The sequence below is a fragment of the Arthrobacter sp. E3 genome, assembly GCF_017353415.1.
GTDB lineage: Bacteria > Actinomycetota > Actinomycetes > Actinomycetales > Micrococcaceae > Specibacter.
This window is the reverse complement of record NZ_JAFMPX010000040.1, coordinates 1-12,880: the sequence shown is the minus strand read 5'-3', so window position 1 is coordinate 12,880 and position 12,880 is coordinate 1. Positions and strand designations below refer to the sequence as shown.

Annotated in this window: 10 protein-coding genes; 3 read left to right on the top strand and 7 right to left on the bottom strand. The window is 61.6% G+C overall.

Annotated elements, in window-relative coordinates:
• Positions 1–155: 155 nt before the first annotated feature.
• Together JMA46_RS14280 and mtnN are read left to right on the top strand one after the other, a co-directional pair.
• Positions 156–623 (top strand): S-ribosylhomocysteine lyase, encoded by a 468-nt coding sequence (locus tag JMA46_RS14280; protein ID WP_207346016.1) that lies wholly within the window; start codon positions 156–158, stop codon positions 621–623.
• The gene (mtnN, locus tag JMA46_RS14275) at positions 620–1,390 is read left to right on the top strand and encodes a 5'-methylthioadenosine/S-adenosylhomocysteine nucleosidase (protein WP_207346015.1); all 771 of its coding nucleotides are present in this window, start codon (positions 620–622) and stop codon (positions 1,388–1,390) included. Before JMA46_RS14280 ends, mtnN begins: the two co-directional genes overlap by 4 nt.
• 60 nt (positions 1,391–1,450) lie before the next feature.
• Here the strand turns inward: mtnN and JMA46_RS14270 are convergent, their stop codons facing one another.
• From JMA46_RS14270 to JMA46_RS14255, 4 genes are all read right to left on the bottom strand, one after another.
• Entirely contained in the window at positions 1,451–2,506 is a 1,056-nt protein-coding gene (locus tag JMA46_RS14270) for a zinc-dependent alcohol dehydrogenase family protein (RefSeq protein ID WP_207346014.1), read from the bottom strand.
• A 124-nt stretch (positions 2,507–2,630) separates the two neighbouring features.
• Positions 2,631–5,195 carry a plasma-membrane proton-efflux P-type ATPase gene (locus tag JMA46_RS14265; protein ID WP_207346013.1) on the bottom strand — a complete coding sequence of 855 codons (2,565 nt, stop codon included), beginning with the start codon at positions 5,193–5,195 and terminating at the stop codon, positions 2,631–2,633.
• Positions 5,185–7,611: a phosphoketolase family protein gene (locus tag JMA46_RS14260; RefSeq protein ID WP_207346012.1), complete on the bottom strand. Its 2,427-nt coding sequence runs from the start codon at positions 7,609–7,611 to the stop codon at positions 5,185–5,187. The genes JMA46_RS14265 and JMA46_RS14260 overlap by 11 nt, the downstream gene beginning before the upstream one ends.
• A gap of 14 nt (positions 7,612–7,625) precedes the next feature.
• Complete coding sequence (locus JMA46_RS14255) at positions 7,626–8,318, bottom strand: SPFH domain-containing protein (protein WP_207346011.1); 693 nt, start codon at positions 8,316–8,318, stop codon at positions 7,626–7,628.
• A 351-nt stretch (positions 8,319–8,669) separates the two neighbouring features.
• Here JMA46_RS14255 and JMA46_RS14250 point away from each other — a divergent pair, with 351 nt between their 5' ends.
• Complete coding sequence (locus tag JMA46_RS14250) at positions 8,670–10,316, top strand: AarF/UbiB family protein (protein WP_207346010.1); 1,647 nt, start codon at positions 8,670–8,672, stop codon at positions 10,314–10,316.
• A 100-nt stretch (positions 10,317–10,416) separates the two neighbouring features.
• Here the strand turns inward: JMA46_RS14250 and JMA46_RS17295 are convergent, their stop codons facing one another.
• Genes JMA46_RS17295 through JMA46_RS17285 form a run of 3 tightly spaced genes read right to left on the bottom strand, consistent with a single transcriptional unit; the run spans position 10,417 to position 12,743 of the window.
• Positions 10,417–11,016, bottom strand: coding sequence for a cation transporting ATPase C-terminal domain-containing protein (locus JMA46_RS17295; protein ID WP_247647329.1), 600 nt, complete (start codon positions 11,014–11,016; stop codon positions 10,417–10,419).
• Positions 10,937–11,797: an HAD-IC family P-type ATPase gene (locus JMA46_RS17290; RefSeq protein WP_247647328.1), complete on the bottom strand. Its 861-nt coding sequence runs from the start codon at positions 11,795–11,797 to the stop codon at positions 10,937–10,939. Before JMA46_RS17290 ends, JMA46_RS17295 begins: the two co-directional genes overlap by 80 nt.
• A gap of 13 nt (positions 11,798–11,810) precedes the next feature.
• Positions 11,811–12,743 (bottom strand): hypothetical protein, encoded by a 933-nt coding sequence (locus JMA46_RS17285; protein WP_247647327.1) that lies wholly within the window; start codon positions 12,741–12,743, stop codon positions 11,811–11,813.
• Positions 12,744–12,880: the final 137 nt, after the last annotated feature.

Genomic DNA, 12,880 nt, shown 5'->3' with positions numbered 1-12,880 from the left:
TTCGGCCATGACGTGTGTAACGATGCTGGCACATGGGCAGCACGGGGCGCGGCGGCCCAACTCGGTGGTTTTGGCACTCGCCAGCTAAGATGGTTGAGGCAAAGAAATGGCCACGAGCACGCCCTGCTTCGACACACCCGCATGAAAGCGCAATCATGAATACTGCACGCATGAACGTAGAGTCCTTCAACCTTGACCACCGCACGGTGGCAGCGCCCTATGTTCGGGTTGCAGACCGTAAGGAACTTCCGCACGGAGATGTCATTACCAAGTATGACGTGCGGTTCACACAGCCGAACGTTGCCCACCTGGAGATGAAGGCCATCCACTCGCTGGAGCACCTCTTTGCCGAATGCTCGCGCAACCATTCAGAAGCTGTCATTGATTTCTCCCCCATGGGCTGCCAAACCGGGTACTACCTGATTCTGCAGGGCGAGCCTGACGTGCCCGGCGTGCTGGAACTCATTGAGGCCACGCTCACCGACGTCTTGGACGCCACCGAAGTCCCGGCAGCCAACGAGGTGCAATGCGGCTGGGGCGAAAACCACTCCCTGGACGCCGCCAAGCAAGCTGCACGGGATTTCCTGCAGCAGCGCTCCGAGTGGGAAAAGGTCTCCGCATGAGCCCGGTTGAGGTTATTGTCATTGCGGCAATGGAAGAAGAGATTGTCCCGTTTCTGCAGCATGCAACATCGCTCAGCGAACCGCGTGACATCGGAAACGCCGTTCACCGCACAGGCGACATCAACGGCTGCACAGTACTCTTCGTCCAAGGCGGGATCGGCCTGGTCAACGCTGCGGGGGCAGCCACCTCGGCGCTGCTGCGGGCGAACATGGATGACAAAGACGCCCTCCCTCCCTTGGTCATCAGCGCGGGCAGTGCCGGCGGGCTGGGTGATTCCGTCCGGGTGGGCGATGTGGTGATTGGAACGGACAACATCAATGCCGACGCCGATGCGCGCGCCTTTGGCTACGAACTTGGGCAGGTCCCGGGCATGCCGGCCTCCTACCCGGTGCCACCTGTCATGGTGGACGCCAGCGACGTCGGAGGTTCCGGACACCGGATTGTGAATACCGTGCACCACGGACTCATCGTTTCCAGTTACGCATTCGTTGGAAACGAACGCGCCGTGGTCATCAAGGGCCAATTCGACGAAGTTCTGGCGACGGACATGGAATCCTCCGCAATTGCCCAGACCTGCCACGCGTTCAAAGCTCCATTCCTTGCCATCCGTGGAATCTCGGATTTGTGCGGGCCAGCAGCGGAAGCGGACTTCCTTGACCACGTGGACGACGCTGCCGAGCGCTCCGCCGAAATTGCCCTGGCCGTCATTGCGTCATGGATTGCGGCCGGGGCACCCCGGCCGCAATCCGAGCTTGCCCTTTCATAACTCCGAGGGTGCCTAAGCTTCCGGTCACGTTGACGGGCGGGCTTCAATACCCTTTGGTGGTTAGGCGTTGAGCATCACCTTCAGGGCCTTGGTTTCCGCAGCTCGGGAGAACGTGTCATAAGCTTCCTCGATGTCATGAAGGTCGAAGGTGTGGCTGACGAACTTGTCGACCTTCAACTTCTTTTGCGCAACCAGCTTGAGCAGAATCGCGGTTGTGTTGGTGTTAACCAAGCCCATGGTCAGCGTGATGTTGGAAATCCAGAGCGTGTCCAAGGGCAGGTTCACTCCCTTGCCGTGCACTCCGACGTTGGCCACGTGCCCGCCGGGACGCACCATCTCCAAGGTCATGTCGAAGGTCTGCGGAATACCTACAGCCTCGATGGCAACGTCCACCCCGAGCCCGTCGGTCAAGGCAAGGACCTGATCCTTCCAGTCTGCATCCGTTGACAACACTCCGTCAGTGGCACCAAAGGTCTTGGCTTGTTCCAACCGGTTGGCGTCAACATCAATCGCGATGACGCGCGACGGGCCATAGAGCTGTGCCGTGACAACCGCGGCCAGCCCCACAGGTCCCACACCGACGACGGCGACGACATCGCCGGCCTTGACCGCCCCGTACTGCACCCCGATCTCGTGGCCCGTGGGGAGGATGTCAGACAGGAGGGTACCCTCTTGGGCGGTGACGCCGTCGGGCATCTTGTACACTGAAGTCTCCGCGTAGGGAACGCGTACGAATTCGGCTTGGGTGCCGTCAATCAGGTGTCCGAAGATCCAACCGATCCCCGATGCCCCCTCATCCCCCAGGCAATGGGAAAATAGACCCTGCTTACAGTAGCTGCACCTGCCACAGGCGGAAACGCACGACAGGATCACCCGATCGCCCACGGCAAGGGTCGAGACGGCCGAACCCACCTCGGTGATGGTCCCCACCCCCTCATGACCCAGGATCCGCCCCTCGGTCACCGCCGGGACGTCACCCTTCAGAATGTGCAGGTCGGTGCCACAAATGGTGGTCGTTTCGATTTTGACAATCACATCGGTGGGCTGCTGAATCTGGGGATCCGGAACTTCTTCCCAGGACTTTTTGTTCGGACCATGATAAACGAGAGCCTTCATTTTGATCTTCCTTAGTTTGATTGGAACTGTTGAGCCGGCTCGCCCGGTCGGGACCCTCTTCCGGGCCTACCATCGTAGTACATGAGACCGACACCACATGGGATGACCGCTGTCACCGTCACCGTCATGGCTGTGGTTTCGGCAGCGGCTGCGGCTGAAGTTGTGGCTTGGGTTGCGGGGCAGGGTCCAGGAACTTGTACGCGATCAGCTTGACGCGGTCGCTGACCAACGCCCAGATGATGGCGTATCCCCAGACGAACCCCGCCCATCCCCAACCCAGCGGGGTCATGAACAGGCCGTAGACGGCGATGAGAGTCGCCAGTACCTGGGTGCCGAGAACGGCGAGCAGCAGAATGCGCGCGGGGCGGATGGACCAGAACGGACCGCGGGTTCGGGTCAGGAAGATGGTCAAATGCCCGGCCACAGAGAGCATCAGATACATCATGGTTTGCAGCTGGGGATGGCCGAGTCCGAAGACCCTGTCGCCAAGGAAAAACAGGCCAAAGGCGGCGATCGGCCCAAGGACGCCCAGTACTGTAGCTATCCCAAGCACCAGACGCATGTTCCACGCTTCGGGCTTGCTGCGGTAGCGGACGTTGTCGTAGGCGATCGAGAGGATCGCGCCGTCGTTGAGCAGTGCGAGCATCACGATCATGATCGCGGTGACGGGGTAGAAGTTGAAGACGAGGATGGTGAGGGTGACAAACAGTAGCACGCGCAGCGTCTCGGCAATGCGGTACATCGCGTAGGAGTTCATCCGTTGGAAGATCCTGCGGCTGATCTTGATCGCATCGATGATCACCGACAGGCCCGGAGTGAGCAGCACAATTGCTGCGGCTGCACGGGCAGCGTCGGTGGCCCCGGACACCGCAATGCCGCAGTCCGCCTTCTTCAGGGCCGGGGCGTCGTTGACCCCGTCGCCTGTCATGCCAACGATGTGGCCGTGCTGCTGCAGGACGTCGACAATATGGTATTTGTGTTCCGGGAAGACTTGGGCGAAACCGTCGGCTCTTTCAATGGACTCGGCAGTTGCCGCACTTTCAGTCTTCTGCACCTCCCCCAGGCCTGCGGCGTCGAGGATGTTTGCACCCAAACCGACTTTGACGGCGGTTTCCTTCGCGATGGCCAAGGCGTCTCCCGTCACCATCTTCACTTCCACGCCCATCTCACGGGCGGTGGCAATGGTGGCCGCAGCGTCTTCGCGCGGAGGGTCGAACAGCGGCAGGACGCCCAGGAAGTGCCAGTCACCCGTGGGGCCAGTGCGGGCCACGCCCAGGGACCGATACCCGCGGACGGCGAAGTCGTTGACTGCTGTGTCAGCGGCGGATTTCACTGCGGAGGTGTCCACGGCCAGTGCCAGCATCACTTGTGGCGCACCCTTGCTGACCTTGAATGTGGCCTGCCCGGTTCCGGTGCTCGTGCCGTTTCCCGTTCCGGTGCCCACGCCGTTGGCGGTGACGGTCGCTTCAGTGCGCTTGCTGACCGGGTCGAAGGGCTGGTAGCCCGTGACGGTGTATCCGTGCAACGCGTCCGGCTCGCTGAGCCCGCCTAGAATGGCCAGGTCTATGGGGTCGTCGTTGTCCGCGCGTGAGGCCAGCGCACCTGCGATGATCACCTCGCCAGCGGTGACCCCGGCGGTGCAGAACGGATCCCCCAGCGTCAGTGAGTTTTGGGTCAGCGTGCCTGTCTTGTCGGAGCAGAGAACATCGACGCCGGCGAGTTCCTCAATCGCCACAAGTCTGGAGACGACAGCCTGTTTCGCAGCAAGTATCCTCGCGCCAACGGCCATGGTCACCGACAGCACCGTGGGCATGGCGACAGGAATCGCTGCGATCGTGAGCACAAGGGCGAACTGCAGCGTGGTCAGCAGAGGATCATGCCGCAACAGCGAAACAACGACTATCACGGCGACGAACGCCGCGGCGAGAACGATGAGGTAGTTGCCGATTTTCAGTACGGCCTTTTGGAAGTGGCTCACGGTATGCGCACCCTCCACCAGCTCGGCAGTTTTGCCGAAGTAGGTGTTGGCGCCCGTGGCGTAGACCAACCCGTCAATCTCGCCGCGGCGGACGATCGAGCCGGAATACACTGGATCACCGGGCGCACAGGTGAGAGGCAGCGACTCGCCGGTCAGCGCCGATTGGTCAACTTCGATCTCATCGCCGTCCAAAAGGCGGGCATCAGCGGGAACGATGTCGCCCAGCCTTAGCCTGATGACATCTCCTGGCACCAAGTCCCGGGCTGCAGGGGTGAGCCACGTTCCGTCGCGCCGGACACGCGCCGTGACTGCCAGCTTCGCGCGCAAGGCCTCGATGGCATTGCCGGCCTGGCGTTCCTCGCTCCAACCCACCAGAGCGTTGGCCAGCAGCAGCACCAGGATGATGAAGAAGTCCGGCCAGTGCCCCACCACAGCAGACAGGATGACGGCTGCCTCGATCATCCAGGGGATCGGCCCCCAGAAGTAGGACAAGAACTTCAGCAGCGCGTTCTGGTGGTGCTCGGCGATCTCGTTTGGACCGTACTGGATCAGCCGCTTCGCAGCTTCTGCCTGGTCCAGCCCCTCCGGCGACGTTCCCAGCTGGCGCTCCACTTCCGCCATCGGCAGCGTCTTCAGGATGTCAGCGGGCGTGGAACTGGTCCCGGAGGAGGGTTTCCCCGGGTTGGCGACCGCCGGTGTCTCAGTGTCCACAGCCTGCTCCGGTGGGGTTCCAGGTCCAGGTGCGGATCTCCGGGAGGTCCGCACCGTGTTGATTGATGTAGAGGTTGTGTTCGATGAGCTTGTTCGCCATCTCCTGCTTGAGGTAGTCCCCGGTGGCACCGAGCTGGGGCAGCCTGTCGACGACGTCCTGGACAAGGTGGAAGCGGTCGAGCCGGTTTTGCACGCGCATGTCAAAGGGTGTGGTGATGGTGCCCTCTTCTATGTAGCCGCGCACGTGCAGATTGTGGTTCGTCCGCCGGTAGGTGAGGCGGTGGATGAGGCTCGGATATCCATGGAAGGCAAACACGATGTGCTTGTCGCGGGTGAACAACGAGTCGTAGTCCGCATCGGAGAGCCCGTGCGGGTGCTCACTGGCTGATTGGAGCTTCATCAAGTCCACGACGTTAACTACCCGGACTTTCAGCTCGGGCAGGTGCTCACGCAGAATCGACACTGCCGCCAGCACCTCGAGAGTGGGCGTGTCACCGCAGCAGGCAAGGACGACGTCGGGCTCGGCGCCGCGGTCGTTGCCGGCCCACTCCCAAATCCCAATGCCCTTGGTGCAATGGATCTCGGCGTCGTCCATGGAAAGCCATTGGGGCATGTCGCGTTTGCCAGCAACGATGACGTTGACGTAGTGGCGGCTGCGCAGGCAATGGTCGGCGACAGTGAGCAGGCAGTTCGCATCCGGCGGGAGGTACACCCGGACAATGTCTGCCTTCTTATTCACCACATGGTCAAGGAAGCCGGGATCCTGGTGCGTGAAACCGTTGTGGTCCTGCTGCCACACATGGGAGGCCAGCAGGTAGTTCAGCGAGGCGATGTCGCGGCGCCACGGCAGCGCCTTCGTGATTTTCAGCCACTTGGCATGCTGGTTGAACATTGAGTCAACAATGTGGATGAAGGCCTCATAGCAGTTGAACAGGCCGTGGCGGCCCGTCAGCAGATAGCCCTCCAACCACCCTTGGCACTGGTGCTCGGAGAGCATCGAGTCCAGCACCAAACCGGACGGGGCCAAAAACTCATCGTCCTCGATCGTGCGGGCGTCCCATTGGCGGCTGGTGACCTCGAACACTGCCCCGAGCTGGTTGGACAATGTCTCATCCGGTCCGAAGATCCGAAAGTTGCGTCGTTCTCTATTGAACTGGACCACATCGCGCAGGAACTCCGCCAGCACAAGCGTGTCCTTGGCCTCGACGGCTCCGGGCGCGGCCACCACAACGGCGTGAGTGCGGAAGTCTGGCATCCGCAGGTCGCGCAGCACCAACCCACCATTGGTGTGCGGATTGGAACCCATCCGCCGCTCCCCCGACGGCGCCAGCGCCTCCAGTTCGGGCAGCAGCCGGCCGTCCGCATCGAAGAGTTCCTCGGGCTTGTAGCTGCGCATCCACGCCTCCAACTGGCTGACGTGGCCGGCGTGGCCCTCGTCCACCAGCAGCGGAACCTGGTGCGAGCGGAACGTGCCCTCCACCTTCAACCCGTCAACCACCTTGGGCCCGGTCCACCCCTTGGGGGAACGCAAAACGATCATCGGCCACCGCGGCCTGGTGGTGCTGCCGCCAACGCGCGCATCGGACTGGACGGTGTGGATGTCCTCAATGGCCGAATCCATTACACCGGCCATCTGCTGGTGCATCTGCTCCGGATCGCTGCCTTCAACGTAGCGCGGGTCCCACCCGCAGCCACGCAGAAACTGATCAAGTTCCTCGTGCTCTATGCGGGCCAGCACGGTGGGGTTGCTGATTTTGTACCCGTTCAGGTGCAGGATCGGAAGGACTGCCCCGTCGCTGGCAGGGTTGAGGAACTTCGTGGACTGCCACGAAGTTGCCAACGGCCCTGTCTCGGCCTCGCCGTCGCCCACCACGCACGCGACCACCAGATCGGGATTATCGAACACGGCCCCGAACGCATGGCTGAGCGAGTAGCCCAGCTCACCTCCCTCATGGATCGAGCCCGGAGTGGTCGGTGCCACGTGGCTCGAAATGCCTCCCGGGAACGAGAATTGCTTGAACAGTTTCTTCATGCCGGCCTCGTCTTGGCTGACATCCGGGTAGATCTCCGAATAGCTGCCCTCCAGGTAGGTGTTGGCCACCAATGCCGGTCCGCCATGCCCGGGCCCGGAAACGTAGAACATATCCAACCCGTACTTCACGATCGCCCGGTTCAAATGCACATAGATGAAGTTCTGTCCCGGTGTGGTGCCCCAATGCCCCACCACCAGCGGTTTCACATCCGAGAGCGCCAGCGGGCGCTTGAGCAGCGGATTGTCATAGAGATAGAGCTGCCCGACCGACAGGTAGTTTGCCGCCCTCCAATAGGCATCCATGCGGTGCAGCAGTTCCTCACTCAACGGTGCCCCCCACACCGGGGCCGTGGCAGACTCTTCGACATCGATGTTGTTGGTCATGGCTTGATCCCTTGTCATTTTTGAGTATGTACGGCCGGGCTGCCAGCTGGCCGCCCGGCACCGTTCGAAACGCTCGAGACGAGGTCGGCAACGGGTGGTGCCGCCGGTGGGGGGTTCTGTGGGGCCATCCGGGCGGCGGACGCCGTCTCACGGGCCAGGAAGGCTCCGAGCTCACCGATCGTGCTCATCAGCGGTGCCGGGAAGACAACTGTCGTGTTCTTGTCGACTCCGATTTCGATCAGGGACTGCAGGTTCCGCAACTGCAACGCAAGCGGGTGGGCCATCATGGTGTCGGAAGCGTCACCCAGCGCGGCTGCGGCCAGCGACTCACCCTCGGCGTTGATGATCTTGGCTCGCTTCTCACGCTCGGCCTCGGCTTGGCGTGCCATTGCGCGCTTCATGCTGTCCGGTAGCTGGATGTCCTTGAGTTCCACCAAGGTGACCTCCACGCCCCAGTCCACGCTGACATAGTCACGGGTGATGATGCCCTGCGACTGGATCGGCATGGTGATGATCCGCAAGCTGACCTTGGGCATCCGGTCGACGATCGGGGCGATCCACGTCAACCCCGGGGAACGGGTGCCGGTCACCCTGCCGAGCCGGAACAACACCCCCATCTCGTACTGGGTGACGACACGGATCGATAGTTTGAGCGCAAACAGCGCCAGAATCACGACCACCACAATGATGGCCACAATGACAGTCATGGCAAGTCCTTGGGAATTGGGCTCAATTCCGCAGGGACGAAGCCGCAAAGTGTTAAGTTTGCTGGCGGGTCCAGGTCAGCTGGGGGCCGGCTGCGTCCGGCTGTCAATGGTTGAAGAAGCCGGAAACCGGCCACTTCATCTGAATCGACGGGGTCGCGATCATGACTGTTCGCGTACAAAATACCGTCGATACGGTTCATTCTACGCCCGTGTGACGCACCTGCGACAAGATTGTTTTACCGTGTGGCGCCATTGGCAACTTCCCGCCCCACTGCCCATACTGAGGGGTATGACACGACCTGCAGACAACACGAATTGCCACGGTGGCACCGATGATGAGGAGCCACGGGCGTGAACACCCATCTTGAGCGATTGGCCCAGGTCGCAGAGATTTTGGGCCGCCACGGACTCGGATCCCTCGTGGCAGCAACCGGGGCGGACCGTTGGCGGGTGACACAGGCCGTGGGCTCAAAAACCCAAATCACGAACCCCCACCGCATCAGGCTTGCGTTGGAAGAGCTCGGCCCCGTATTCATCAAGCTCGGTCAGATGCTCTCCACCCGCCCGGATCTGCTGCCCCCGGGTTACCTCACCGAGCTCTCCAAACTTCAAGATGGCGCACCCCCGGTGGCAGTGGACGCTGTCCGCGCAGTCATCTTGCAGGAATTGGGCGCGGCACCGGAACAACTGTTCGCCACGTTCGACGACGCACCCTTGGCCAGCGCATCGATCGGCCAGGCCCATACGGCGACACTCTTCGACGGCACTGAAGTGGTTGTCAAGGTTCGCCGTCCCGGTGTTGTAGCAAGGATCAACGAGGACCTGGAGATTTTACAGAACCTTGCCACCTACGCGAACCGTACGTGGCCGGCGGCGGCCGACTTCAATTTCAGCGGAATTGCCGCCGATTTCGCGGCCACCCTGCGCGCTGAACTTGACTACCTGCAGGAGGGCCGCAATGCGGAGCGGTTTGCGGCGAATTTCGCTGACGACCCGGGCATCCACATTCCCAGGATCTTTTGGGAGACGACAAGTTCCCGAGTGCTCACCATCGAGAGGATCCGCGGCATTAAGGTCGACGACGTCGAAGGGCTGGTTGAGGCAGGGATTGACACGCATGTGCTTGCCGACCGGGCGGCCCGGGCCGCTGCCAAGATGATCTTTGAAGACGGCTTCTTTCACGCGGACCCGCACCCCGGCAATTTGTTTGTCGAGGCGTCCGGCACCATCGGCCTGATTGATTTTGGCATGGTCGGGGAAGTGCGTGCGCCACTGCGTGAGCAGTTGGCCAAACTACTGCAGGCACTCACTGCTAACAGCCCCGACCGGATCAGCAGTGCGCTGCTGAACCTTTCCACGGCTCCGCCGACTGCAGACCGTGCTGCGCTTCGCCACGACGCAGCCGTATTTGTCCAGATGTATCAGGACAAAAAACTGGGCGAGCTGGAAATCGGACCGTTGGTCGGACAGTTGTTGGCAATTCTGCGCGACCACCGGCTTCAGCTGCCACGTGAGATGGCCCTGCTTGCCAAGATGCTGCTCATGACCGAGGGAATGGGTGCCCGCCTGAACCCGGCGTTCAGCCTCGGGAACGTCCTGAAACCCTATGCCACGCACATGGCCATGGAGCGCTTTGAACCTCGCAAGCTCGCCAAGGCATTCTCGCGGCTGGGACTGACGGTGGCTGAACTCGGCATGGATCTGCCCGAAAAATTGGAACGGTTGGCTGGACGCATGGATGACGGTGTTGAAGTGCACCTGCGTGCCTCCGAATTGGACCCATTGGTGGCTCGTGTCGAACAGATAGGAAACCGACTGGTTGCGGGCATGGTTGCCGCCGCTTTCATCCGCGGCATTGGGGATGTAGCAACGGCGGACGACGAGCGGCTGACGAAGTGGGGGAAGCCGCTCCTTGCCGGCGCTGTTGGCGCCGTGGGTGCTTTGAGCACCTATTTGGCATGGACGGGGCGGCGCCGACGGGGCACTGGGCGAAGGTGAAGTTTCTCGATTCCCTGGCTCTGACAACGGCTCGGATTCCGCAGGCAACCAGCCGCAATAACCCAGTGCCGTGCAGACGCTGGGCGACCTTGAACAGCTGTCAGGGCGAGTTGAGCGGGGCGGCCACACTAAATCTTGCCGAACGACGATGAATGTGGTGCGCTCGTCCGCGGCCGTGCGCCACCGGTTGTCCTTGGGCTGGGCGTGAAAAGAACCAGCTCTTGGCAAATTCCACCAGCACCAAATACACCGCCGTCATCGCCAACAAGGCCAAGAAGAAAGGCAGCGGCAGCGGATCAAAGCCCAAGATTGCGCCCACGGGTGACAGCGGCAAATAGATGCCCAGTACCACAACACCCAGGGAAGCCCAGAGCAGCCCGGCGGAGGGGCGGCTGCACAGAAACGGTACGCGCCGGCTCCTAATGGCAAAGAAGATCAGGGTTTGGGTGGCGATGGACTCGATGAACCAGCCGGCCCGGAACTCCCCCGGTGCCGCCGTAAAGACGAACAGCATGAGGCCGAACGTGGCAAAGTCAAAAAGTGAACTGATCGGGCCGAATAAGAACATGAACCAGCGGATGAACGCTATGTCCCAATGAGACGGGGCCAGCAACTGCTCCTCATCCACCTTGTCCCCGGGAATAGCAAGTTGGCCGGTGTCGTAGAGGAGGTTGTTCAGCAGAATCTGGCCAGGAAGCATGGGTAAGAAGCTGAGCACAACGGAGGCGGTTGCAGCGCTGAACATGTTTGTCGAAGTTGCTCGAAGTTCCCATCAGGACATATTTGATGGTGTTGGCGAAGATTCGGCGTCCTTCTCGCACCCCTTCGGCCAGGACACCAAGGTCCTTGTCCATCAACACAATGTCGGCCGCATCCTTGGCCACGTCGGTGGCACTGTCCACGGAAATGCCAACGTCCGCGTGGTGCAGCGCCAAGGCGTCGTTGACGCCGTCACCTAGAAAGGCGACGGCACGGCTCTCAAGGCGCAACATGCGGATGATCCGCGCCTTCTGTTCGGGCGAGACCCGGGCGAAAATAGTTGTGTCCCGGACGGCCGTGGCCAGTTCCGGATCCGTCAACGCCTGAACTTGCACGCCCGTCAGCGTCCCGCCGGACACCAGACCCAGGTCCCTGCACACTTTTTCTGCAACCCTGGCATTGTCGCCTGTGGCAATTTTGACGGCGATGCCCAGGGAAGCCAGGTCCACCAGAGAGTCCTTGGCGTTGGCCTTGGGTTTGTCCAGGAAGATGAGGAAGCCAGCCAAGTTCAGGCCGTTCTCATCAGCTGGCTTGATCGCGGACATGCCCACGACGGTGCGGGTGGCGACGGCGATGACCCGTGCTCCGGCGTCGTACTGTTCATCCAACTGTGCCTGCGCCTGCGCCGGGATATGGGTGCACAGCTCCATGACATCCTCGGGCGAGCCCTTGGTGACAATCCGTTGGGCTCCGGCTGCATCCACCACCAGAACGCTTGTCATCCGGCGCTTGTGGTCAAAGGAGGATGATGCCGATCCGCTGTTGACTGCTGGAATCAAAGTTGATGGCCTGCGCGGATTCCCAGAGGGCGGCATCAAGGGGGTTCTGGCCCACGGTGGATACAGTGCCGTGTGTGTAGTCAGCTTCCGTGGATACAAGTCCAAGGGTGAAAAGTTCCGCCTCGGTGACCTCAGGCAGGACGGGCAGTGCTGTCGTGAAGCTGATGCGCCCCTCTGTCAAGGCGCCGGTTTTATACGTGACAAGCGCGTCCATATCACCCAGATCCTCGATGCAGACAAGCCTCTTGAGCAACACCTTCCGTTTGGCCAGCGCCCTGGTTCCCGACGCCAGGCAGGTGCTGACGACGGCGGGCAGCAGCTGCGGGGTGATGCCGACGGCGATGGCCAGGGAGAACAGCAAGGACTCCAGCAGCGGGCGGCCCAGCAGCAGGTTTGCAAGGAAGATGAGCGTTGTCAGGCGGACGGCCACTTGCTGCAGCAGGAAGGAGAAGCGCTTCAGGCCCAATTGGAATTCGGTTTGCGGCTGGGGCTCCCCCAGACCCAGTGCAATTCTGCCAAACTCGGCCCGGCCGCCGGTGGCGACGACAACTCCGGTGCAGCTTCCGCTCTGGACCACTGTTCCCATGAACAGGCAGCAGGCAAGGTCCGCCAGTGCCGCATCTCCGACGATGGACGCAGTGGTTTTGTCCGCAGGCAGCGACTCTCCCGTGAGAATACCTTCATCACACAACATCTCCTCACTGGTGAGCAGCCGGATGTCCGCCGGGATGATGGCTCCCAAAACCAGCCGTACAACGTCGCCGGGAACCAAACCCACGACGTCGATTTGGCATGCAGCCCAGTCCCGGAGGGCAACAACCGTGTGCGTGACGCATGAGTGAAGCGCCTCGGCTGCGCGTTCGGCGCGGAATTCTTTGCTAAATCCCAAGCCGACGCTGACTAGGTGTGTGGGTCAGTAGCGTTTTGATGGGCGGGCTGGTGCCGGCGGGAATTTGGGCTGGAGTTGAGCATTTTGGTGCTGCGGCCGGCCGGGAGCGATGAAAAGGGGGTGGGTGCCCTGCGAGG

Coding starts and splice junctions, on each gene's coding strand:
- JMA46_RS14280 (WP_207346016.1), top strand. CDS start 156: ATGAATACTGCACGCATGAACGTAGAGTCCTTCAACCTTGACCACCGC.
- mtnN (WP_207346015.1), top strand. CDS start 620: ATGAGCCCGGTTGAGGTTATTGTCATTGCGGCAATGGAAGAAGAGATT.
- JMA46_RS14270 (WP_207346014.1), bottom strand. CDS start 2,506: ATGAAGGCTCTCGTTTATCATGGTCCGAACAAAAAGTCCTGGGAAGAA.
- JMA46_RS14260 (WP_207346012.1), bottom strand. CDS start 7,611: ATGACCAACAACATCGATGTCGAAGAGTCTGCCACGGCCCCGGTGTGG.
- JMA46_RS14255 (WP_207346011.1), bottom strand. CDS start 8,318: ATGACTGTCATTGTGGCCATCATTGTGGTGGTCGTGATTCTGGCGCTG.
- JMA46_RS17295 (WP_247647329.1), bottom strand. CDS start 11,016: ATGCTTCCTGGCCAGATTCTGCTGAACAACCTCCTCTACGACACCGGC.
- JMA46_RS17290 (WP_247647328.1), bottom strand. CDS start 11,797: ATGACAAGCGTTCTGGTGGTGGATGCAGCCGGAGCCCAACGGATTGTC.